This window comes from Streptomyces sp. NPDC050636 (assembly GCF_040654775.1).
GTDB lineage: Bacteria > Actinomycetota > Actinomycetes > Streptomycetales > Streptomycetaceae > Streptomyces.
In genome coordinates, this window is sequence record NZ_JBFAIP010000011.1 from 1 (window position 1) to 23,449 (window position 23,449).

General features: G+C 72.6%; 13 protein-coding genes. 4 read left to right on the plus strand and 9 right to left on the minus strand.

Going from position 1 to position 23,449, the window contains the following annotated elements:
• The 4 genes from AB0I10_RS12625 to AB0I10_RS12640 all read right to left on the minus strand — a co-directional run.
• Positions 1-762, minus strand: a 762-nt coding sequence (locus tag AB0I10_RS12625; protein ID WP_363152409.1) for a YfhO family protein, incomplete at its 3' end; no start/stop codon positions are given.
• 153 nt (positions 763-915) lie between these two features.
• Positions 916-1,893, minus strand: a complete 978-nt coding sequence (galE, locus tag AB0I10_RS12630) for a UDP-glucose 4-epimerase GalE (protein WP_363152410.1) — start codon at positions 1,891-1,893, stop codon at positions 916-918.
• 54 nt (positions 1,894-1,947) lie between these two features.
• The gene (locus AB0I10_RS12635; RefSeq protein ID WP_363152524.1) at positions 1,948-3,606 is read right to left on the minus strand and encodes a glycosyltransferase family 2 protein; all 1,659 of its coding nucleotides are present in this window, start codon (positions 3,604-3,606) and stop codon (positions 1,948-1,950) included.
• Between the two features lie 295 nt (positions 3,607-3,901).
• Positions 3,902-7,591 carry a CDP-glycerol glycerophosphotransferase family protein gene (locus AB0I10_RS12640; RefSeq protein WP_363152411.1) on the minus strand — a complete coding sequence of 1,230 codons (3,690 nt, stop codon included), beginning with the start codon at positions 7,589-7,591 and terminating at the stop codon, positions 3,902-3,904.
• A gap of 287 nt (positions 7,592-7,878) precedes the next feature.
• On the opposite strand from AB0I10_RS12640, the gene AB0I10_RS12645 reads away from it, so the two are divergent.
• On the plus strand, positions 7,879-8,580 hold the full coding sequence (locus AB0I10_RS12645) for a class I SAM-dependent methyltransferase (protein WP_363152412.1): 702 nt from the start codon (positions 7,879-7,881) through the stop codon (positions 8,578-8,580).
• Between the two features lie 72 nt (positions 8,581-8,652).
• Here the strand turns inward: AB0I10_RS12645 and AB0I10_RS12650 are convergent, their stop codons facing one another.
• The 5 genes from AB0I10_RS12650 to AB0I10_RS12670 form a co-directional block, all read right to left on the minus strand.
• Positions 8,653-9,597 carry a class I SAM-dependent methyltransferase gene (locus tag AB0I10_RS12650; RefSeq protein WP_363152413.1) on the minus strand — a complete coding sequence of 315 codons (945 nt, stop codon included), beginning with the start codon at positions 9,595-9,597 and terminating at the stop codon, positions 8,653-8,655.
• A 435-nt stretch (positions 9,598-10,032) separates the two neighbouring features.
• Complete coding sequence (locus AB0I10_RS12655) at positions 10,033-10,947, minus strand: carbohydrate ABC transporter permease (protein WP_363152414.1); 915 nt, start codon at positions 10,945-10,947, stop codon at positions 10,033-10,035.
• Positions 10,944-12,233, minus strand: coding sequence for a sugar ABC transporter permease (locus AB0I10_RS12660; protein WP_363152525.1), 1,290 nt, complete (start codon positions 12,231-12,233; stop codon positions 10,944-10,946). The genes AB0I10_RS12655 and AB0I10_RS12660 overlap by 4 nt, the downstream gene beginning before the upstream one ends.
• A 166-nt stretch (positions 12,234-12,399) precedes the next feature.
• A complete protein-coding gene (locus tag AB0I10_RS12665) occupies positions 12,400-13,773 on the minus strand; it encodes an ABC transporter substrate-binding protein (protein ID WP_363152415.1) in 1,374 nt (457 codons plus the stop codon).
• Positions 13,774-14,074: 301 nt separating this feature from the next.
• On the minus strand, positions 14,075-17,806 hold the full coding sequence (locus AB0I10_RS12670) for an FHA domain-containing protein (protein ID WP_363152526.1): 3,732 nt from the start codon (positions 17,804-17,806) through the stop codon (positions 14,075-14,077).
• A gap of 523 nt (positions 17,807-18,329) precedes the next feature.
• On the opposite strand from AB0I10_RS12670, the gene AB0I10_RS12675 reads away from it, so the two are divergent.
• From AB0I10_RS12675 to prfB, 3 genes are all read left to right on the plus strand, one after another.
• Positions 18,330-19,955 carry a serine/threonine-protein kinase gene (locus AB0I10_RS12675; RefSeq protein WP_363152416.1) on the plus strand — a complete coding sequence of 542 codons (1,626 nt, stop codon included), beginning with the start codon at positions 18,330-18,332 and terminating at the stop codon, positions 19,953-19,955.
• A gap of 234 nt (positions 19,956-20,189) precedes the next feature.
• The gene (locus AB0I10_RS12680; protein ID WP_363152417.1) at positions 20,190-21,500 is read left to right on the plus strand and encodes a protein kinase; all 1,311 of its coding nucleotides are present in this window, start codon (positions 20,190-20,192) and stop codon (positions 21,498-21,500) included.
• Between the two features lie 649 nt (positions 21,501-22,149).
• Positions 22,150-23,256, plus strand: coding sequence for a peptide chain release factor 2 (prfB, locus tag AB0I10_RS12685; RefSeq protein ID WP_363152418.1), 1,107 nt, complete (start codon positions 22,150-22,152; stop codon positions 23,254-23,256).
• Positions 23,257-23,449 lie beyond the last annotated feature (193 nt).

Consider the following 23,449-nt stretch of genomic DNA (forward strand, 5'->3'; position numbering starts at 1 on the left):
GGGTTGGGGGGGGGGGGCGGGGCGGGCCCCCCCCCGCGGTTTCGGGGGGGGCCCCGCGCGCCCCCGCCGCGGGGCCGCGCCGGCCGACTGCGGTCGGCGGCCGGTGGCCAGTGCCAGCCGCAGGCCCAGGACCAGCACCATCGCGAGGGTGGCCATCGCCGCCGTATAGAAGTTGCCGACCCAGGAGAGGCCGATGAGCAGGGTGCCGGCCACCCAGCGCCGCCGGTGCAGACACCAGTCGGCGGCGATGCCGGTCATCGGCAGTGCGACCAGGCCCCACATCCACATCGGGTCCGCGTGACCGTCGTTCACCACCCAGCCGCACAGGCCGTAGCCCACCGCGAGCAGCGCCCGCAGCCAGGCCGGGCCGGGCCGCAGCCGGCCGAGGAAGACGGCCATCAGGGCGGCGGCGAGGCCGATGCTGAGCAGTGTGACCAGGAAGACCGGGAAGTCGGTCAGCGCGCGCGGGAAGAACCCGACGAGCCAGGAGAACGGGTTCATCAGGTAGCTGAAGAAGTCGGCCAGGAACGGGACGCCGTAGCCGCTGCTCCAGTTGAAGAACAGATCGCCGCTGGTGGTGCCGTGCAGCAGGTCCCACAGCCGGGCGTGGAACGGGACGAACTGATTGCCCAGGTCGTTGACGGCGCGTGAGCGGGCGCCGAACGGATAGCTGCCGTGGAGCGCCAGCGCCAGGCAGTACGCCCCCATGGACAGCAGTGCCGCGAGCCCCGGTGCGGCCAGGCGCCTGATGATCGGTCTCACTGTTGCCGCGTTCTCCCTGCCCCGCCGGCGCTACGACAAGATCAGCGAGACCTCACTTTACGGCAAATATCTCAATTGTCTGTTTTGCTCGGCGGGTGAGTGGAGTGATTTCCCGGGGCAGCGGGGCATCGCACGGCCGGGCACCGCCGGTCCTCAGCGTGCCGAATGGTGGTACTGCCAGCCCTCCCAGGCCGAGGTGATCATGTCGCGGACGTCGTGACGGGCCTTCCAGCCCAGTTCCCCGGTGATGCGGTCGGCGGCGGCGACCACCCGGGCCGGGTCGCCGGGGCGGCGCGGGGTGACCTCGGCGGTGACGCCCTCGTGGCCGGTGAGTGCGGTGATCAGATCGATCAGCTCGCGTACCGAAACGCCTTCACCGCGGCCGATGTTCAGGGTCAGATCGCGTACCGGACCCGGCTCGGCGAGCTTGCGGGCGGCCGCCACATGGGCGTCGGCGAGGTCGGCGACATGGATGTAGTCGCGGACGCAGGTGCCGTCGGGGGTGTCGTAGTCGTCGCCGAAGATACGTGGGGCGGCGCCCTCGGTGAGCTTCTCGAAGACCATGGGGACGATGTTGAAGACCCCGGTGTCGGCCAGTTCGGGGGTGGCCGCGCCGGCGACGTTGAAGTAGCGCAGGCAGGCGGTGCTGATGCCGTGCGCCCGGCCGGCCGCGCGGGCCATCCACTCACCGACGAGCTTGGTCTCGCCGTACGGGTTGATCGGCGCGCAGGGGGTGTCCTCGGTGACCAGGTCGACGTCCGGCATGCCGTAGACGGCGGCCGAGGAGGAGAAGACAAAGCGGCCGACGCCGCCCGCGGCCATCGCCTCCAGGAGGGTCTGGAGGCCGTGGACGTTCTCGCGGTAGTAGTGCAGCGGCATCTCGACGGACTCGCCGACCTGCTTCTTGGCGGCCAGGTGGACGACATCGGTGATGCCGTGCTCGGCGATGGTGTCGTCGAGCAGCGCGCGGTTGAGGGTGGAGCCGACGATCAGTGGGACGTCCGCGGGGATCCGGGCGCGTACGCCCGATGTCAGGTCGTCCAGGACGACGACCGTCTCGCCCGCCTGTCGCAGGGCCCGTACGACATGGGCGCCGATGTACCCGGCACCACCCGTGATCAAGTAAGACATAGCGCCAATCCTAGGCTCGGTGGAAGGGAAGGGGTGAAGGAGGTGGGGAGCGGCTCAGAGGCGCAGGCGGCGGGCGGCGATGCGCCACACGCTGCGCAGGCCGGACGCGACCCGGAGGGACAGCGCGCCGCCCGTTGTCGCGTACGGCTGCACCAGCAGCAGGAGGTGCCGCCGGTTGGGCAGCACCCGGCGGCGCAGGCCCGGTCCCGTCGCGCGCAGCGAGGCGCGGAAGCTGGCGCCGTCCGCGCAGCTCACCTGGGCCATCAGGTCCCAGGGCTCGGGGTCGGCGCAGCGTCGGCGGGGCCCGCCACGTTCCAGCAGGGCCGGGAGATCCAGCACTACCTCTGCGGTCCAGGAGGCGCCGGAAGCGGAGGGGGCCGGGTACGCCGTCAGCGCGGCGGTGTGGACCGGGCCGCGCCGGTCGTCGGCACGGCGCCGTAGCTCGATGTCGATGCTCAGCGGCTCGGCCGCGGCCAGGCGCCCGTACATGTCGTGGACGCGCAGCCGCAGCACGCTGCGGGCGCCGATGACCGGCTCCGCGTCGATGGTCACCGGCAGCCGGTGCATCGGCTTGGTGCCGAGCGCGTCCAGTTCGACCTCGGGCAGGTCCTCGGACCACACCGCGCCGCCCCGGGCCTCCGCGTACGGCGGCAGCAGACGGCCCGGCCGGGCCGCGAGCTGGGTGAGGCGCTCCAGGTCGCGCGGCGCCGGGGAGGCCAGTACGACCCGGGCCAGCCAGCGGGCCGGGGCGCGCGCCGCGCGCAGATCGGCCTCGTCGAAGCCGGCCAGGTAGTCCCGGGTCAGCCCCCACCACTCGGCCCGGTAGTCCGCGCCGCGGGTGTGCAGCTCACGGACGTACATCCGCAGATCATGGTCGAGGAACTTGGTGTTCGCGGCGTGCGCCAGCGCCTTGTGCCCGGCGTCCTGGAAGATCCGCACGCTGGTGCGGTGCGCGTCGATCCGCGCCTGCCAGTTGGTGACGTCCTTGCGGTCGAGGGAGATGGACTGCTTGGCGGCGGCCCGGCGGACGTGCCAGATGTAGACGTGGTGCGGGATCGTCACTATCCGTGGGGCCGCGGCCAGCACCCGCGCGGTGAAGACGAAGTCCTCGTAGGTGAAGCGGCCCTCGGGAAAGGCGATGGCGTTCTCGGTGAGGAACGCCCGGCCGTAGAGCTTGTTGACGCAGAGGGTGTCCCGGACCAGCTGGGGGCTGGATTCCGGTGAGCCGTGCACCGCTGCCTCGCGGTAGAGCGCGGGCTGCCAGGGGACGTCGCGGTGTGCGGGCAGCTCGCGGCGTACGCAGGCGCCGGCCACCACGGGGGCGTCGTGCCGGAGCGCGGCGGCCAGCAGCGCCTCGGCCGCACCCGGGGGCAGCACGTCATCGCTGTCCAGGAACATCACAAAGCGCCCGGTGGCGGCGCGCAGCCCGTCATTGCGCGGGGTGCCACAGCCGCCGCTGTTCTCGGTGCGGTGCAGGACCCGCAGCCGCGGCTCGGTACGGGCGAGGGCGTCCAGGGCGGCGCCGGTGCCGTCGGTGGAGGCGTCGTCCACCGCGATCACTTCGGTGACGATCTCCCCAGAGGTCCCCTGCGCGAGTGCGGAACGCACCGCATCGGAGACATGGACAGCATCGTTGAAGGCGATGACGACGATGCTGACCTGAGCGGTTGGCGTGATGGTGGGCCCAGGCTGCGGCTCAAGGGCTTCTTTCACAGTCACTACATCTACATTTCGTGTCGACAGCATCTCTTGGCACGAGCGGGATCCGGTCCCTTTTCCTCTGGGAGGAGGGTGAATCCCGCTGCGCGGTTGCCCCCTTCGCCACGGTTTTCCACGTCATTGCCCTCTCGTGACAGACCGGAATGCCGGGCTCGGGTGTGCAGGTCCGTGAGGACGCCTGCACATGCTGTAACGACGCGACCGCCGCACGATGCCGATACGGGCGGTGCCGAAATGCGCGCAATCGCCCGCGCCCGGCCCGGCGCCCGCTCCGCCTGCAGGAACGTGCCTATTCCGTCAGCAGGTCCGCGACCCGGCCCGCCGCACCGCCGTCGTCCCGGTGACAGAAGGTCTGCCGGAAGTCCGCGTACGCGTCCTCGCCGGCCGCCGCGATGGCATCCAAGTCGCCCAGCGCGTCGATCAGTTCACCGGTCGAGGCCAGCAGCGGGCCCGGCACCCGGGCCTCGAAGTCGAGGGTGAAGCCGCGCAGGGTGTCGCGGTAGTGCGGCAGGTCGGGCGTCAGGAAGAGCATCGGGCGGCCGGTGTTCGCGAAGTCGGCGGCCAGGGAGGAGTAGTCGGTGACGAGGACGTCCGCGGCCATGAGGAGCTCGGTGGCGTCCGGGTGGGCGGAGACGTCCAGGGCGAACGGCGCATGGTGGGCCGGCAGCCGGTCGGCCACCAGAGGGTGGCTGCGGACCAGCAGAACGTGATCGTCGGCCAGCGCCCGCCGGGCCGTATCGAGATCGAGCGGCAGATGCATCCGGTGGTGTCCCGCGTCGTACGCCAGATCATCGCGCGGCGTCGGCGCGTACAGCACGGTCTTCTTGCCCGGCGGAATGCCGAGTTGTGCCCGTACGGCCGCCGTGGCCCGGTCGCGGTCGGCGGCGAACAGGGCGTCGGTGCGCGGCAGTCCGGTCTCCAGCAGCTCGCCGGAGTAGCCGAGCGCGGAGCGCAGCACCGGTGTGCTGTGCGCGTTGGGCGACAGCAGTACGCTCCACTGCCGGCTGAGCCGCGGCCGCGGCGCCAGATGGGACAGTCCGGCGCACAGCGTGCCGGCCAGGTCGGCGCCGATCCGCTTGAGCGGGGTGCCGTGCCAGGTCTGGACGACCGTCTGCCCGTCGCGGCGGGTGAACCAGGCGGGCAGGTGGGTGTTGGCGACGACCCAGCGGCTGTGCGCCAGCGCGCCGTGCCATTCGGCGCTGCCCACCGTCACCGCGCGGGCGGTCCCCGGCACCGCGGCCTGCCCGTCGCGCACCGCCCACAGATGTTCCACATCCAGCCCCCTGCGCACCAGTTCCTCGTGCACGGCGCGCGGCGAGTCCCCGTACGCGCGGCCGCCGAAGCTGCTGTAGAGCACGGTGTCGCGCAGCGGACGGGTGCGGTGCAGCGGGTAGTGCTGTTCGCGCAGCACCCGGCGGCGGTAGGGACCGCGGTCCGTCGCGGGCACCGCGGGGCCGGCCGCCACGAACGCCTCGTCGTGCCGGTGCCGGTCGAGGACCAGCGGCTTGCCGTGGACCGTACGGGAGGCGGGCAGCCCCTCGAAGACGGTGGGCGCGAAGCGGACCGGGGCGTCCAGGGGCGAGCCGGCCGCGCCGTGTTCGCGCAGATGCAGCGTCCAGCGGCCCTCGCGCAGCGGTACCGTCCCGGCGAGCGACGGGAGCGCGCCCAGCGGCAGCGCGCAGTGGAATCGGCCGTCGTCGTGGGTGGCGGGGAAGGCCGCCTCGGCGGCGTGCGCCGCGTGTTTGAGGACGAGTTCGGTGGCGTGCGGCGCGGCGTCCGGCAACGTGCCCGCCACCAGCAGCGTGCCGTCCGCCCGCCAGATGACGCGGTCCAGGAACGGCTGCGGGGTGCGGTCGTGCAGGACGAGGTTCCCGGCCGCGGTGGCCGCCACGACCAGCTCACGGCCGGGCGAGAGCGGATACGCGACGGGCGCGAGCGCGGGCGGGCACGCGATGGCATCCGTGCCGCCGTCCGGCAGGACCAGCTCCGGCGCCCAGGTCTCGGTGTCCGCGGGCGGGATCGCCCGCGGCGCGCCGTCACGGGTGGGCCGCGCGGCGGCGAGCGCGTCGAGACGGACGCGGACGGTGAGGCGGGGGAGTCCGGGGAGCTGACGGTGTGTCGCCTCCTCCCGGTCCGCCCGGGGATACGCCGCGTCCCGCGTCACCTCGCCGCGTTCCACCGGGAACGACACGACCGTGCCCGTGCCCTGGTGCGTCAGCCGCAGGGCCACCGGGGCCGGGCCGGGCGCCGTGACGGTCAGATCCAGCGCGCCGGCCGCCGCCGAGTGCCGTCCGGCCAGCCGGCGCGTGCGCCGCTCCACCGACAGCCGCAGCCGCCCGTCCGCGTACCAGGGCGTGATCCGTACGTCCGCATCGTCATCGGAGCCGCCGTCCCCGCCCGGCTCGTACGCGCACGGCGCCGCGCCCGACCCGCTGTCCGACGCGCGCAGCGCCGCGGCCCGCACCACCCCCGCCGACGCGACGATCACTCCGACCGTCCAGTCGCCCTCCTCCCAGCGCCCGCCCCTGCGCAGCCGGCCCGGATCGAGCGTGACCTCGAAGCCCGACCAGTCGTAACAGTGCTGCTCCTGACCGGATTCGGCGGTGGCCTCCGGCATCGCCACCGGGCGCAGCGGCAACAGGATCCGGCGCCGCCCCTGCGCGAGCACCGCCGTCCTGAGGTAGCCGTGCCGGGTCGCGGCGTCCAGGTTGCGGATATACGCACAGCCGCGCAGTAGCAGCGCGCTGTCCCGCCACACCGCCTCCTGGACCCGGGCCCGCACGGGGAAGTCGGAACGCTCCAGCCGGGTCACGCCCGGCGGCAGATCGAGCGGCGGCGAGAGCGGCAGGACGGCGCGCTTGCGCAGTGGCGGCCCGGTGACCTTGAAGCCGGCCGGGTTGCGTGCCTCGTGCGCGAGCAGCCTGAGCAGGTCCGCGAGCCGTCCGGCGCGGACCAGATACCAGCGCATCCGCAGCTCCACGGGGAGCGCGGGGAACAGCCGCGGGTCGACCCGGGCGAGGAAGTCGCGGGCGCCCTCCAGGAACGCGGTCCGGCACTCCGGCGTGGCCGCCGGCAGCGCCTCGATGAGCTCCGGCAGCCCGTCGGTGAGTACCGACCGGTCGTAGTCGTCCAGGTACCCGCGCCGGCGGGTGCGGGCCGGGTCGGTGAGGAAGCGGCGGACGCCGGCGATCGCCGCGAACCGGTCCCGTACGCCCTGGACGTCGATCCGGCGGTGGCGGACCGGCCCTTCCGGGAGGCGCCAGTAGCAGACGTGCTCGTGCAGGACGTCGACCGCGTCGGCGAGGAAGTGCGCGGGCAGCGTCACCGCCGCGTCCTCACACAACTCGCCCTCAGGAAAGGCGAGTTCATGCCGGTCCCAGAAGGTGCGGCGGAACACCTTGTTCCGGGCGAAGTGGTCGGAGAGCAGGGTGAGGTCTTCGGTGATGTGGGTGCGCAGCGCGGTGCCGCGGGCGGCGGGGTGGTACGGGGACTGGCTACGGCCGTCCGCGCCCAGCCGGTAGACGTTGCCGGTCGCGAAGTCCGCGCCGGACCTGTCCAGCAGGCCGGTCAGGTCCTCGTACGCGCGCGGCAGCAGCACATCGTCGGGGTCGAGAAACGCGAGGTAGTCGGTGTGCGGATAGGCGTACCGGGCACCGGTGTTGCGGGCGGCACCGGTGCCGGGAACGGCCGCGGCCCCGGGGGCGTGGCCGCCGGTATGACGGACGATCCGGAACCGCGGGTCCCGGTCGGCGAACCGGCGGGCGAGGGCGGAGCCTCCGGTGGTCCCGACGAGCCCAGGAGGCTCCGAGGACTCGTCCGGCGTACCCTCGCCGGACCCCGCTCCGGACCCGTCGTCCACCATCACCACATCCAGCTCGGTCAGCGTCTGCGCCGCCACCGACTCCAGGCACTCCTCCGCGTTCCGCTCGGAACCCTCGATGCGATGGACCGGGACGACAACCGTGAGCCGAGGCTTCATACGTGCGGACCAGGCCTTTCCGGACAGCCGAAAACAGGGACGGGTCCGTTCGAAGACCCGGGACGGGCCGTTCAACTCGCCCATCGGCGACGCGGTCACCGGTTCTGCGCTGAAAGGGTGAGGAAGCGCGGCGGCCCGTACGACGACGGGCCGGGGCCGCTCGGAGGGGCCGCCGCCATGCCGGGGAGTGGCCGCGGGCGGGTCGGCGCGCCGTGAGCGCGCGGCCCGGCCCGATGCCGTAGACCGTGGTGGGAAATTCGTGCTCCCAGGAAAGGTGAGGCGACCCGATGCCCGGCCGAACCTCCAGCTCAGCCGCCGAAAGCCCCGAAGCCGCCGCGCCCGCCGTCGACGACGCGGCGCCTGCCACGCACCTCGCGGACGCCAGCGCCACCGCGCCACACGCGTCCACCGCCCGGCTCCCGACCCCACAACGCGCCGGCGCCACGCGGCCCCTGCCCGTCAGACGCCGCCCGTCCTACCGCCGGCACCTGCGACGGATCGGCCCCGGGCGGGTGCTGGAGATCGGCTGCGGCACCGGCGGCACACTCGCCGGGTGCGCACCCGGCAGCGTCGGGGTGGACCACGACCCGCGGTCGGTGGAGCTGTGCCGGGACCGCGGCCTCACCGCCTACACGGCCGACGCCTTCCTCGCGAGCCCGCACGCCCGGCCCGGCGCCTTCGACACGCTGCTGTCCGCGCACGTCCTGGAGCACCTGGACGATGAGCAGGTCGAGGGCCTGCTGCGGGCCTACCTCCCCTACGTCCGGCCCGGCGGCGCCGTCGTACTGATCACCCCGCAGGAGGCCGGGCACCGCGGCGACCCGGCTGGACTGATGGGACGCTTCACCGACTTCACACTGCTGCGCGCCTTCGCCGAGTCCGCCGGGCTCGCCGTACGGCGTACCTACTCCCACCCGCTGCCGCGCCCGGCCGGGAAGCTGCTGCGCCGCAATGCGTTCGTGCTGGTGGGGCAGGTGCCGAGGCACTAGACGAGTAAGCCCGATGTGCCTTCTGGCTCGCGGTGCGTGGACCGGCGGAACACCGGCCCACGCACCCGTTGGTCAGCGGCCCGCCGTACGGGACTTCTTACGGGCGGCCACGATCGCCTTGGTGATGACCGGCGGCAGGACGTTCCGTGCGACGGTACGCAGCGGACTGCGGCGCGGACCGGGCGCCGGGCGTGCCGCGGAGGCCTTCGGGGCCCGGGCCGCCGGACGTTCCGTCGCGCGGGCACGGTGGCGGGAGACCGGGTGCGCGGGCTCCTTGGCGCCCTTGGCGCTCAGCCGGATCAGCGGGGCGTCATTGACGTACTGCACCTCGTGCCAGACGTCCTTGCGGGTCTGCAGCCACTCCAGCAGCGCCTTCCGCAGCGGCTCCGGGTCGCCCCACGTCCCGTAGAACTTGGTGCCGGTGATGCAGATGGGGCGCAGGCCTTCGTTGGCCACCGCCTGCCAGGTCGCGGCGGCCACACCCGGGCAGTGCTCCGCGCGGTAGTCGTCCATCACGACGACGCCGTTCTCGGTGAGCAGCTCACGGACCGCCAGGATGTCGCCGTGCACATGCTCATACAGATGCGACGCGTCGATATGCGCGAAGCGCACCGTGTCGTCCTCGACATGGTCGCGGACGATCGAGCTGAGACCCTGGACGATGCTGGGCAACTCCTCATGGAACGAGAGGTAGTTGGCCTCGAAAGCACGGCGAGTCAGGGTCGCGTAGGACTTCTTCATCTCCTTGGAGTTGGAGGCGTCCTCGGCGGGGGAGTCGAAGAGATCGCAGACCGTGAACCGCTCGTCGGCACGCAGCCGCGCCCCGAGGAAGATCGCGCTCTTGCCCATGTACGCGCCCAGTTCCAGCAGGTCGCCCGACTCGGACCGGTCCTCCTGATGGGCCAGGAACCAGTCGAAGAGCAGCTGGTCAGCGGTGAAGAACCAGCCTTTGACATCGGACAGCCGGGTGGGGCACGGGAGTTGTTCGGCACTCTGGTCTGCGGTGAGGGCAGTCATGTGCGGTCCGTCTCCAGACGGTCGGGAATCTATGGCGATGTGGCGACGCGGGGATGTCTGCTGAGTTTCTGCAGTTGTCGCTCTGGCATTTCTGCAGTTGTCGATGCGGCCGGCGCCGTGGCCGGTCGCGCACGGGCGCGGCCCTCCTCCATGGCCTCAAGGGCCTGGGAGGTGTCCCATCGGGGCAGGGCGCCGCACGGGCCCCGCCGCACCATGCGTGTCACGGGGTGACCGTCATCGGTCGCATCGTAGGGGGAGAAAAGTGAACGGAAGATGGCGCGGAGCCCGGCGGGACCGGGATTCACATGTCTCTTACGTCTCCGACGTCAGCGCGCCTTCTCCCGCCTCGCCGCGCGGACCCACTCGGCCGTGCCGGACTTACCGGGCCGTGCCGGACTTACCGGGCCGCGCCGGAATCACTTGACCGCGCCGGACTCACTTCACCGCCCCGGCCATCACACCGGACACGAACTGCCGCTGGAAGGCGAAGAAGACGATCAGCGGCACCACCATCGAGACGAACGCCCCGGGCGCCAGCACATCGATGTTGTTGCCGAACTGCCGCACCTCCTGCTGAAGGGCGACGGTCACCGGCGGATTCCCGCTGTCCGCGAAGATCAGCGCGATCAGCATGTCGTTCCACACCCACAGGAACTGGAAGATGCCGAGCGAGGCGATCGCCGGGCCGCCCAGCGGCATGACCACCCGGGTGAAGACCCGCAGCTCGCCCGCCCCGTCCAGCCGGGCCGCCTCCAGCAGCTCACGCGGGATCTCCGCGAAGAAGTTCCGCAGCAGGAACACCGCGAACGGCAGCCCGAAGGCCGTATGGAAGAGGATCACCCCGGCCGTCGTCTCGAAGAGCCCGACCGCACCGAACAGCTTGGCCACCGGGATCAGCGCCACCTGGACGGGGACGACCAGCAGCCCGACGACGGCCATGAACCAGCCGTCGCGGCCGGGGAAGTCCATCCAGGCGAAGGCGTAGCCGGCCAGCGACCCGATGACGACCACCAGCACCGTCGCCGGCACGGTGATCGCCGCGGTGGTCAGCAGCGAGCCCATCACCTTCTCGTTGCCCAGCAGTTGGCTGTAGTTGTCCCACGTGATCTGCGCCGGCTGACTGAAGACCTGCCACCAGCCGGACTCACCGATCTGCTGCGGGCTGCGCAGTGAGGACAGCAACAGCCCGACACTGGGCATCAGCCAGAAGAGCGCGACGAGGACGAGGAAGATCCGCAGCACGCCGCCACCGGTCCGGGCCGCGATGCGGGTGGCCAGCGGCTGCTTGGCCGGTACGCGGCCGGCACCGGCCCTGCGCTCGCCCGGAATGGCACCCTCCACGGTCGTCATCGGCGACGCTCCTTCCGTATGCGCCGGAGATTGACGTACATCACCGGCAGCACGAGCAGCAGCAGGAATACGGCGATCGCGCTGCCCAGGCCCTCGTCGACGTCCGTGCCGAACGACGACTGGAAGAGCTGGAGAGCGAGCACATTGGCGGACCTGATGCTGGAGCCGGGCGCGATGATGTAGACCAAGTCGAAGATCTTCAACACATTGATCATGAGGGTGACCAGCACAACCACCAGGACGGGCGCCAGCAGCGGCACCGTGATCCGGCGGAAGACCTGCCACTCGCCCGCGCCGTCCACCCGCGCCGCCTCCAGCAGCTCGCGCGGTACGCCCGCCAGACCGGCCGCGATCAGCACCATCGCGAAACCGGCCCACATCCAGACGTACGAGCCGATGATGGCGGGCGTGACCAGCACCGGGCCGAGCCAGTCGACGCCGTGGTAGGGCGCGGCGAAGTTCGTGGCGGGGAGCCTGAGCAGGGCGCCGTCGGCCTTGTCGGCGGGCAGCGCGTACGTCCCGTCGGCCGCCGTCGTCGCCGAAGCGACCACCTGTCCGCCCTTGACCGCCTCGACCTTCAGCCCCGCCAGGGCTTTCTCGTTTCCGTCGATGACGTTGAGCCGGCCGCCGCCACCGCGGGTGAAATCCAGCCAGACGGTGCCCGTGATGCTGCCCGGCCGCGGCTTGGCTGCGGCCGCCGGTTCCGCGTCCCGTACGTCGTCCTGCTGAACGGCGACCAGCGGCAGATTCGCCGGAGACCCCTGGGGCACGGCCCGTACGGCCGTCTTCGTGGTGAACGCGCCGCCGCCGGACGGCTTGAGGTCCGCGTTGGGCCGCGGCTTGGCACCCGGGAACGGCGCCGGTTCGGCGAAGGTGTCATGCACGCTCACCCACACCGCGTTGGCGACGCCCCGCTCCGGATCCTGGTCGTAGACCAGCCGGAAGATGATCCCGGCCGCCAGCATGGAGATCGCCATCGGCATGAAGACGACCAGCTTGAAGGCGGTGCCCCAGCGGATCCGCTCGGTCAGCACGGCGAAGATCAGCCCCAGGGCCGTCGACACGGCCGGTGCGACCACCACCCAGATGACGTTGTTCTTCAGCGCGGTACGGATGCCCTCGTCCGAGAACATCTCGCCGTAGTTGCCGAGCCCCACGAAACCGTCGCCGGACGTGTCGAAGAGGCTGCGGTACACGGAGAAGACGATGGGATAGACGACCAGCGCGCCGAGCAGCACCAGGGCGGGCAGCAGGAAGGCCGCCGCGACCCAGGGCCGGGTGCCCATGAGGCTCTTGCGCTTGGGGCCCTGGGGTCTGAGGCCCTTGCGCTCGGTGCCGGTGCGGCGCTCTCTTCTTGTTCGGGGCTTTCTGCCCGGTAAGGCGCTCATCGTGACGGTCCCCCGGTCCCGGTCGAGGTGGTCGGAGTGAGTGCCGGAGCCAGAGCCGCCGGCGTCACTGCCCGAACGACTTGGCGGCGTCCTTCTCCAGCTGGGCCTGGATGCCCGCGATGTCCTTGGGGTTCTTCAGGAAGTCCTGCAGGTCCTTCCACTCGCCCTGGCCCGGCTTGCCGCCGAACCCGGCGGGCGCCTGGTCGGACATGTCGAAGCGGAAGTCGTCGCCCGCCGCGATCAGCGCCTTGGCGATCTCCCGCATCACATCATCGGCGTACGCGGCCTGGTCCAGCTCCTTGTTGGGCGAGATGAACCCGCCGGCCTGCGCCCAGATCTTGGCGGCGTCCGTCGACGCCAGGAACGTCAGCAGCGCCTGCGAGGCCTTGCCGTCCTTGAGCGCGACGGCCACATCGCCGCCGGTCACCACGGGGGACCTGGCGCCCACCGCAGGGAACGGGAAGACCTTGGCGTCCGTACCGACCTTGGCCTTGGTCTGGGCGACATTGGCGGCGGCGAAGTCTGCCGAGGAGACCATCGCCGCCTTCGGGGTGTCCCCGCTGAACGTCTGGGTGACGGATGTCGGGAAGTCCGTCTGCAGAGCCCCGGAATTGCCGCCCGCGAGCAGATCCTTACGGCCGAAGAGCTGGCCGAGGCTGGTCAGCGCCTTCTTGACGGACGGATCAGTCCACTTGATCTTGTGCTGTGCCAGCTGGTCGTACTTCTCCGGGCCCGCCTGGGAGAGATAGATGTTCTCGAACCAGTCGGTCAGCGTCCAGCCGTCCGAGCCGCCGACCGACACCGGCGCGACGCCCGACTCGAAGATGGTCTGCGCCGCCTTCAGGAAGTCCGGCCAGGTCTTCGGCTCCTGTGCGCCCGCGTCGTCGAACGCCTTGGTGTTGTACCAGACCAGCGACTTGTTGCTGGCCTTGAAGTAGACGCCGTACTGCGTGCCCTTGTGGGCGCCGAGGTCCTGCCAGCCCTTGGTGTAGTTCTTCGCGAGCTGCGCCTTCGCGCCCGTCCCGAGCGGCTTGAGCCAGTCCTTCCGGGCGAACTCGTTGAGCACGCCGACCTGTTGGAGCATCGCGATGTCCGGCGGGCCGCCACCGGCGATCTTGGAGCCGACGAAACCGGCCATGTCGTCGCCGCTGGGCACGAAGTCGACCTTGGCGCCGGTGCGCCGCTCGAACTCGTCCAGCACCTTGACGAAGTTCTCCCGCTCGGCGCCCGTCCAGACCGCGGTGACCTGGAGCTTCTGGCCGTCGAGCCGGGGCAGCTGGACGGTGCGGGCGGTACTGGCGCCCTTGCCGCCGTTGTCGTCGCCGCCGTCGTCCTTCGTGCCGCCGCTGCCGCAGGCGGTCAGCGAGAGGGAGAGCGCGACGGCCGCCGCCAGGCAGGCCGTGGCGCGTGCAGCCGTGCGGTCGTTTCGTGTGCGCATCCCCGTAGCCCCTTGTCGCCGCGTGCCGTACCAGGTGCGGTGGTGCTGTGCCGTGCGGTGGCGCTGTCGTGTGCGACAGTCCTACGCCTCGATCACTGGGGCCGCAATACCGCGTTCCGCGCCAACTGGGCTTTTGTGATGGGGCTGTTACGGGTGGCGAGGCGGGCGGCAGACGGCAGCGTGTACGCGGTGTCGCGCTCGGCACGTACGCGGGGTAGGTGCCGCGTTCGCCACGTACGCGGTGTCGCACACGGCGCTTACGAGGTGTCGCACACGGCACCTACCCGGTGTCGTCCTCGGCTCACAGCAGGGGCGGGGCGGACGGCGCCTTCGAGGACTCGGCGGCCCGTTGCAGGGCGCTGGCCAGCAGGGCCAGGTCCGTCGGGCCGTTGCCCAGCTCGCGCAGCGGGCGCCGGGCCGGCGGGTCGCCCATCCGCTGCCACTCCAGCGGGACGACCGTCGGCCGCAGGGTGGACGTCCGGGGTATCCGGCCGGTCACCCGGCCCGCCTGGAACGGGGTCGAGGAGCCGTCCTCCGCCCGGTGCAACCGCCCGCGGCCCGGCGGCACCGGCTCGGACGGATCGGCGGCGGCGCCCAACTGGACGCGCAGACCGGCGCGTTCGCTGGTGGCGGTGTCGGCCGTGCGGTCCGGATGGCCGGTCGCGGCGATCAGGTGGACGCCCAGCGGCGCACCGTCCCGGGCGACCGCCTCCAGAGCGCGCACGACGGAACCGGCGGCCGGCCGGCCCGTACTGCCCAGGGCCGGGGACACCAGGGCGTCGAAGTCGTCGACGAGCACGAAGAGGCGCGGCATCGGCGCTGCAGCTTCCGAGCCGTCCTCGGCGGGCGACCCGCTGGGTACGGCCCGTAGGCGCAGGGTGCCTGTACTCGACGAGTCCGCCGCTGCGTCGCCTCCTTTGTTCCGGCAACGATTACGGAGAGTGATCTGTTCCTGCGTTCCGTCATCGCCTTCGGTCGAACGGCGCGGCGCGATGATCCGCGGGGCCGGCAGATGCTTGGCGCGCCACTCGGCGAACGGCGTCCCGGCCAGTATTTCCGTGCGCCGCTTCAGCTCCGAGGACAGTGCCTGCGCGAACTCCCGCATCCGGACCGGGTCGGAGGCCGCGAGATACGTCGTGACATGCGGCAGGTCCGTACATACCCGCAGGCCCTCGCCGCGCTCGCTGCCGCCGCCGTCCACCAGCACCATCGACAGCAGATCCGGGCGGTCCGCGGCGGCGAGCGAGGCGGCCAGCGAACGCAGCAGCTCGGTCTTGCCGGTGGCCGCTGCGCCCTCCAGGAGGAGATGCGAGCCGTCGGCGGCGAGGTCGGCGGCCAGCGGGCCGTGCGGGCCCGCGCCGAGGACTGCGGCGGCGCTGGGGCGGTCGGTGTCCATGGCGGCGGCCCAGCGGGCCATCAGGGACGCGGGGGTGGCCCGGGCCAGCCCCAGCTCGTCCAGCAGCCGGGCGGAATCGGGCAGTGGGACGGTCGCGCGGTGCACCGTACGGCCGCCCACCGTGGCCGTGGCTTCAGCCTCGCGCAGCGGTGCCAGTGCGCGGGCGAACCGCTCGGCCCAGGCGCCGGAGACCGCGTCCAGCGTGGCGACCGTGCCGTTCGGCCCGGAGCCGGGCTGCACGACGCGCAGCGCGGTGGCGACATCGCCGCTGAGCACCGCCACCGCCCCGCATTCGCCGAAGGCGGGCGACGCCGCCCGGGCCGCCTCGTACGTCGAGGCCAGGGGGAAGACGGGGGAGGCGGCCGGGGTCTCCGCCAGGCAGATCAGGTGGATGCCGGCCGCCGGGCCGCCCGACGCCAGCCGGGCCGCGGTCTCGCGCAGCGCCGACGAGCCGAGGTCGCCGTCGACGATCACGAGGGTGTACGGGCCCTGGTGGCGGGCGGCGGCGGAGGCGACCTCGGCGCGGTCGGCGCTGGGCCAGCCGGGGCCCAGCGGGCCGTCGTCCAGCCGCCGCACCAGCTCGGCCGTACGGGCCGAAGCCTGCTCCTTGTCGTAGGCGAGCAGCAGCCGGCAGTCCTGGCCGTGCGCCGGGCGGACATGCGGCAGCCAGCCGAGCCAGGACCAGTCCGCGATCCGCTCTTCGGTGCTGCGTGCACGGTCCGCGCTGATCAGGACGATGTCGAGGGCGCCGGGGGAGTGCAGGGCGGCGAGCTGGGCGACGGCGGAGCGGGCCAGGCCGGTCAGCCGCGCGCGGGGCCCGGCGAGACCGAGGGAGCCCGCCCGGCGCAGCTCGACGGTGACGGGCACGGCGGTCCGGCCGCCGGCCTTGGTGGCGGTCCCGAGCCGGACGGTCAGCGCGTCGGGGTGGTCCTGACCGCGTTCCCAGAGTCGGGGGCCCGGGCCGAGCGCCGTCAGGAGGATCGCGGCGGCATCCGGCCAGCGTTCGTGTGCGGCGGCCGACGGGGACGCGGCGGCCTCTGCGGTGGCCGGCGGGGGCGGCTCGGGCGTCAGGCCGGTGACCGGCGGTGGCATCGGCGCCGGGGCGGCGGCCGGTTCCACCGCGGAGCGGCCGCCGGCCAGCCGCCGCGCCCAGGCGCCGATGCCGCCTCGCCGCGCGCCCTTACGGGACACCGCGTCGGCGGGCGCCAGCGCCTGCTGCCCGCCGTGCGTCAGATCCTGCGCGCCGGATGGGGGTCCCCCCTGTTCGAGCGGAGCCGAGAGCTTGGGGGATCCGTCCTGGGCCCGCTCCCGGATGCCGGGCCGGAAACCGTCCGCCGAGGCGCCGTGTTGGGGCGGGCCGTATCCGTGGCCGTGGTCCGTGGGCTCGGTGGGGTGGGGGTGGCCGGCGGGGGCGTCGGCCGGTGCGGTGCCGCGCAGCGGGGTGTCCCGGCGGGCCGGCCCGCCCCCCGGTGCGTAAGCGGGGGAGGGGGGTGCGATGGCGTCCCGGCCGTCCCCGGCTCCCCGCACCTCGGCGCCATAGGGGTCGTACGGGCCGTCCCAGGAGTCCGGGGTGGCCGGGTGGCCCGCCGGCGTCGCGCTGTCGGCCTCGCCGGGCCGCGAATGCCGTGCGCCGCTCTCGGGGTGGCCGGGGGCGTATGCGCCGGGCCGGTCGCCTTCCGGGGCGGGCCACTGCACCACGGCGGCACCGGATTCCGTGGGCCCGGACGGCGGGGAGAACTGCGGCCCCGTCGGGCCGGCCACTCCGGCGTATGCGCCTTCCGGGGTGTACGACGACGCGGTCTGCGACGCGGGCGAGCCGTGTGCGGCCCCGTAACGGTCGAATCCGTCCGCGAGACCCGCCGCGATCCGTGCCGCGGCGGCCGCATCGGAGCCCGGCACGGAGCCGTCGGAACCGGAACCGGCGCCGCGCGCCGCTTCCGCCCCGCCCGCCGACTCCGGGGCGATCCGCAGATGCCCCTCGCCGTCGGGCGTGGCCTGCAATGCCGGGTCCGGGGAGCTGGGGGACGACTGGAGGAGCAGGGCCGACTCGCCGACCCGCAGCAGGGCGCCGGGCCGCAACGGGGTGGGCCGTTCGCCGAGGTCGGTGCCGTCGACGGCGGTGCCGTTCGTGGAGCGCAGGTCGGCGACGAGCACGGAGCCGTCCGGCTCGACCGTCACGGCGCAGTGCAGCCGGGAGACATCCGGGTCGTCGAGGGGGACGTCCGCGTCGGCGGAGCGGCCGATACGGATCTGGCCGCCGTGCAGCAGATGGACGCCGCCGGCGTCCGGGCCCGAGACGACCCGCAGCCGGGCCGGGCCGTGCGGCAGGCCGTGTGCCGGGGCGGGGCCGGGGCCCTGGAGGGAGAGCACCGCGCCGTCGATCAGCGGCGGCTCACCGATCGCCGCGCGCTGCGGATCGAGCCGTTCGGTGCCCGCGTACAGCACGACGGGGGCGCTGCCGCCGCCGTTGGGCCCGCTGCTTCTGCTGCCGATATCCGCACCGGAGCCGGCCACCGAGGCCGCGAGCGAGCCGGCCACCGACGCCAGCGCGGTCCCGGCGGGGGCCGTCACGAGCACGTCGCAGGCCCGTGTGGTGTGGCCGCTGCGCGGCCCGAGGACGGTCAGCCGGATCTGCATCGCCGTCAACGGTCCCTTCTGCCGGGGAATCCGGCCGGGGCTGCGCTCTTGCGCTTCCTCCCCCGCCGCACCCGAGCACGTCGGCACGTACATGTCCCTAGTGCACGTCGCGACAAAGACCGCGCGCCCCCACCGCATGCGTGCTGGGTGCATCCTCGCACCTGCCACTGACAACACGCCCGTCGACCGTCACTCCGTGATCTTGATTGGTCTTCTAAGGGCCAAAAAGTGCCTGCTTGCGCGCGGTGAACGGGCGGATTCCGATCGTCGTGATCAGCTGCGGGGACGCGCGCGACCGGGCGGGGCGCAGCCGCGCACCTCCGCCGCCCCCTGGGCAACCATCTGTCCGGAACACACGTCTTCCCCACAAGCCCCGCCCTGCCGGCGAGCCGGAAGGCTTGTTCGACGGCACTACAGTGGGGCGGACGGGCCGCGAGCCGGGCCATGACCGCCCGGACCGGGCGGGCAGGGGCCCGACCCAGCGGGCCGGGCAAAGATCCACCACGACCAGGGAGCGCATGACGTGCGGCCGGTAGGCAGCAAGTACCTGCTCGAGGAGCCGCTGGGACGCGGCGCCACGGGCACCGTCTGGCGTGCGCGTCAGCGGGAGACGGCGGGAGCCGAGGCCGCCGTGGCGGGCGAGCCCGGCGAGACCGTCGCGATCAAGGTCCTCAAGGAAGAGCTGGCGCACGACGCGGACGTGGTGATGCGCTTCCTGCGGGAGCGCTCCGTCCTGCTGCGGCTCACCCACCCGAACATCGTCCGTACCCGCGACCTCGTCGTGGAGGGCGATCTGCTGGCGCTGGTCATGGACCTGGTCGACGGCCCTGACCTGCACCGTTATCTGCGCGACAACGGCCCCTTCAGCCCGGTCGCCGCCTCTTTGCTCACCGCGCAGATCGCCGACGCCCTGGCGGTCAGCCACGCCGACGGCGTGGTGCACCGCGACCTCAAGCCCGCCAACGTCCTGCTCGCCGGGTCGGACGGCACCGGCGAGATGCACCCGATGCTGACCGACTTCGGCATCGCACGGCTCGCCGACTCCCCGGGCCTGACCCGCACCCACGAATTCGTCGGCACCCCCGCCTATGTGGCGCCGGAGTCCGCCGAGGGCCGCCCGCAGACGTCCGCAGTGGACATCTACGGCGCCGGCATCCTGCTGTACGAGCTGGTCACCGGCCGTCCGCCGTTCGCCGGGGCGACCGCCCTGGAGGTGCTGCACCGCCACCTCAGCGAGGAGCCGCGCCGTCCCAGCACGGTGCCCGAGCCGCTGTGGACGGTCATAGAGCACTGTCTGCGCAAGCGGCCCGAGGAGCGTCCCAGCGCGGAGAACCTCGCCCGTGCGCTGCGTACCGTAGCGGCGGGTGTCGGGGTGCACGCCACCCCGGCCGAGGCGGAGGCCGCGCTCGGTGTCGCCGCGCTGCTCGCCCCCGACCCGGCGCCCGCGACGGTTCCCGGGACGGGCCAGGGCGCCGGTGACGCCGACCCCACCCAGGTCCTCCCGTCCAACGCGGGCTCCTACGACCCGGCCGCGGCGACCAGCGTGCTGCCGTCGGCCGGTGGCCCAGGTCAGGGCCCCGGTAGCGGCGACCCGACCCGTGCCATGCCGCCGATTCCCACGGGCGCGCCCCAGGGTGGACCGCAGGAGCCCGAGGGGCCCCACCCGTGGGAGAACCAGATGCGGGCCGCCCGTGACCGCAACGAGCAGACCCAGGTCCAGTACCTGAACCCGGACGAGGACCCGCTGCGCCGCCGCCCCCAGCGCCGGCCGGCCCCGCAGCAGCCCTCTCAGCGGCCGCCGCAGTACCGCCCGCAGCAGGCCCCCGCGCCGTACGCCCAGCAGCAGCCGCAGGCCCCGCAGCGCCGCCAGGAGCCGCCGCCGCAGCGGTACGAGCCGCAGCGCCCGCCCGCCCCGGAGCAGCGGCCCCGCCGTGAGCCCCGTCAGCGCAGCGCCAACCCGATGAAGATTCCCGGGCTGGGCTGCCTCAAGGGCTGTCTGTTCGTCGTGATCATCCTGTTCGTGGCGAGCTGGCTGATCTGGGAGCTGACACCGCTCCAGGAGTGGATCGGCACCACCAAGGGCTACTTCGACCAGATCGCGACCGTCGTCAACAACGTGACGGACTGGGTGAACGGTCTGAAGCTCTAGCGTGAGCCTCCGCCCGGAGCTCTAGCGTGAGCCTCCGCCCGGCCCGTGCCCCAGCGGCCGGGCGGTCGCTCCCACATCCGGCATCATCGATTTGTCGACTTCTCACGGGCGATTTCCCCCACAGAAGTGAAGGTTGCTGCCAACCAGGGCACTGAACCCCCTGGCACCCGCGTAGCTTTGACGCCAACTTCAGCCCCCGCGGCACGCTCGGGGGCCCGACACGTCGGAGCAGTCTTGGCACGGAAGATCGGCAGCCGGTACACCGCCCACCAGATCCTGGGTCGCGGCAGTGCCGGCACGGTATGGCTGGGCGAGGGTCCCGAAGGGGCCGTGGCCATCAAGCTGTTGCGTGAGGATCTCGCCTCCGACCAGGAGCTCGTCGGCCGCTTCGTACAGGAGCGGGCGGCGCTGCTGAGCCTGGACCACCCGCACGTCGTCGGCGTCTGCGACCTTGTCGTCGACGGCAACGACCTGGCACTGGTCATGGACCTCGTACGGGGCACCGACCTGCGCACTCGGCTGGAGCGCGAGCGCCGGATGGCCCCGGAGGCCGCCGTCGCCATCGCCGCCGACGTCGCCGATGCGCTGGCCGCCGCGCACGCCGCCAGGATCGTGCACCGCGACGTCAAGCCCGAAAACGTCCTGCTGGACATGCAGGGCACCCTCGGCCCCGGTGGCGCGCACCCCGCGCTGCTCACCGACTTCGGCATCGCCCGACTCGTCGACTCGCCCCGCAGGACGCTCCCCCAGCCTCCGGCCGGGGGGACCCCCGTCTCGCCTCGCTCGACCAAGGTCATCGGCACCCCCGACTACCTCGCCCCGGAGATCATCGAGGGCCTGCCGCCGCGCGCCTCCGTGGACGTCTACGCGCTGGCGACCGTCCTGTACGAGCTCCTCGCCGGCTTCACGCCCTTCGGGGGCGGCCACCCCGGGGCCGTACTGCGCCGCCATGTCACCGAGAGCGTCGCGCCGCTGCCCGGCATCCCCGACGAGCTCTGGCAGCTGCTGCTGCAATGCCTGGCCAAGGCGCCCGCCTCCCGGCTGCGCGCGCCCGAGCTGGCCGCCCGGCTGCGCGAGCTGCTGCCCGGCCTGGCCGGTATCCCGCCGCTGGACATCGACGAGCCGGACAGCGACCACCCGGAGGACGAGCAGGACGGCGCGGCGTCCCCCGGGGCACGCGAGGAAACGCTTTACCCCCCGGTGGCACCGGGCGAGGCCACCCCGCCCCGTGGCGCGGTGCCGCTCGTCCAGGGCGCCGTGCCCGACTCCAACCGGGAGACCCACACGAGCATGCGGGTCCCGGGCCCGGACGAACTCGCGGGCGGCGCGCACGGCACCGCGCGGGCCCCACGGGCCGCCGGTGAGCCCCGGGCGGGCTCGGCCCGGCACGCGTCGCCGGAGGCGGTGCGACGCCGGCGGATCAGGCTCGGCGCGGCCGCGGCGGTGGTGGCCTTGGCGGCCGGCGTCGGCGTGGTCGCCTTCGGCGACGATGAATCGGGTGACGCGCGCCCGGGGGTTCATCGGTCGGGGCCGGATGGGCCTTGACCCTCCGCTGCGCTTTACCTAGGCCGGCTTGGTTGCTCGCCGTTCTTGGCTGACCCGCCGTGGGGGTGTCTCGCCGTTGCGCCTGCGGCGAGCCGCTGCGCTGTGCCCAGGCCGTTTCTGGCTGTCCCGCCGTTGGGGTTTGTCGCCGTTGCGCCTGCGGCGGGCGTGGTTTTGTCGGGTGCGGTGACAGCCCTCCGGACTCCGTCCTGCGGGCTGTCCCCTCCCGTGGGTGGGTGGTGAGGACGGTGGGGGCGTGTGTTTCGTGTCCAGTTCTCTGTGATCGTGCTCACAAGGCGCGCGTGATCGATTACGTGCACTTCCACCGTCTTCTCCCACACTCAACGGGAGGGGCCGGACCGCAGGACGGAGTCCGGAGGTCCGGAACCGCACCCGACAGCCCCGCGCAGCGGCAACAGCCCGCCGCAGGCGCAAACGGTGGGACAGCCACAGACGCGGCCCAGGCAAAGCGCAGCGGACGGGCCCGCCGCAGGCGCAACGGTGGGAAAGCCGGAAACGCGGCTTAGGCAAAGCGCAGCGGACCGGCCCGCCGCAGGCGCAACGGCGAATAACCCCCACGGCGGGACAGCCAAAGACGGCTCAGGCAAAGCGCAGAGGACACGTTGGAGGCGGCAGCCGTTAGGCTGGGTGCGTGGCAGTCGTCGATGTTTCCGAAGAGCTGAAGTCCCTCTCCTCGACCATGGGGTCGATCGAGGCCGTCCTGGACCTCGACAAGATGAGGGCCGATATCGCCGTGCTCGAGGAGCAGGCCGCGGCGCCGGCCCTGTGGGACGACCCCGATAGCGCGCAGAAGATCACCAGCCGGCTGTCCTACCTCCAGGGCCAGCTGCGCCGGGCCGAGGAGCTGCGCGGCCGCGTCGACGACCTTGAGGTGCTCTTCGAGCTCGCCGAGGCCGAGGCCGACGAGGACGCGCGTGCCGAGGCCGAGGCGGAGCTGGATTCCGTCCGCAAGGCGGTGGACGAGCTGGAGGTCCGCACCCTGCTGTCCGGCGAGTACGACGCCCGTGAGGCGCTCGTCAACATCCGAGCCGAAGCCGGCGGGGTGGATGCCGCCGACTTCGCCGAGAAGCTGCAGCGGATGTATCTGCGCTGGGCCGAGCGGCACGGCTACAAGACCGAGCTCTACGAGACCTCGTACGCGGAAGAGGCCGGCATCAAGTCGACCACCTTCGCCGTCCAGGTGCCGTACGCCTACGGCACGCTGTCGGTCGAGCAGGGCACGCACCGCCTCGTGCGCATCTCGCCGTTCGACAACCAGGGCCGCCGTCAGACCTCGTTCGCGGGCGTCGAGGTGCTCCCCGTCGTCGAGAAGACCGACCACATCGAGATCGACGAGTCCGAGCTGCGGGTGGATGTGTACCGGTCGTCCGGCCCCGGTGGCCAGGGCGTCAACACGACGGACTCCGCGGTCCGTCTGACGCACATTCCGACCGGCATCGTCGTCTCCTGTCAGAACGAGCGCTCGCAGATCCAGAACAGGGCGTCCGCGATGAACGTCCTCCAGGCCAAGCTGCTTGAGCGCCGCCGCCAGGAGGAGCAGGCCAAGATGGACGCCCTCAAGGGCGACGGCGGCAACTCCTGGGGCAACCAGATGCGTTCGTACGTCCTGCACCCGTACCAGATGGTCAAGGACCTGCGGACCGAGTTCGAGGTCGGCAACCCGACCGGCGTGCTGGACGGCGACATCGACGGGTTCCTGGAGGCCGGGATCCGCTGGCGCAAGCAGCAGGAGAAGTAGGGCTTCCGTCGCACGGAAACACAGGAAACAACTGCCCCTCTTCGGAGGGCGGTTGTTTTTTGTTGTGGCGGTTAGGTCACAGTCGTACGTCCATGTAACGCCCAACTTACGGCAATTCGGACATCGAGTGTTTATTCGACCTTGACGATGTTGGGAGAACTGGGAAGGCTGGGTGCGGCATGCGTATGTCTGG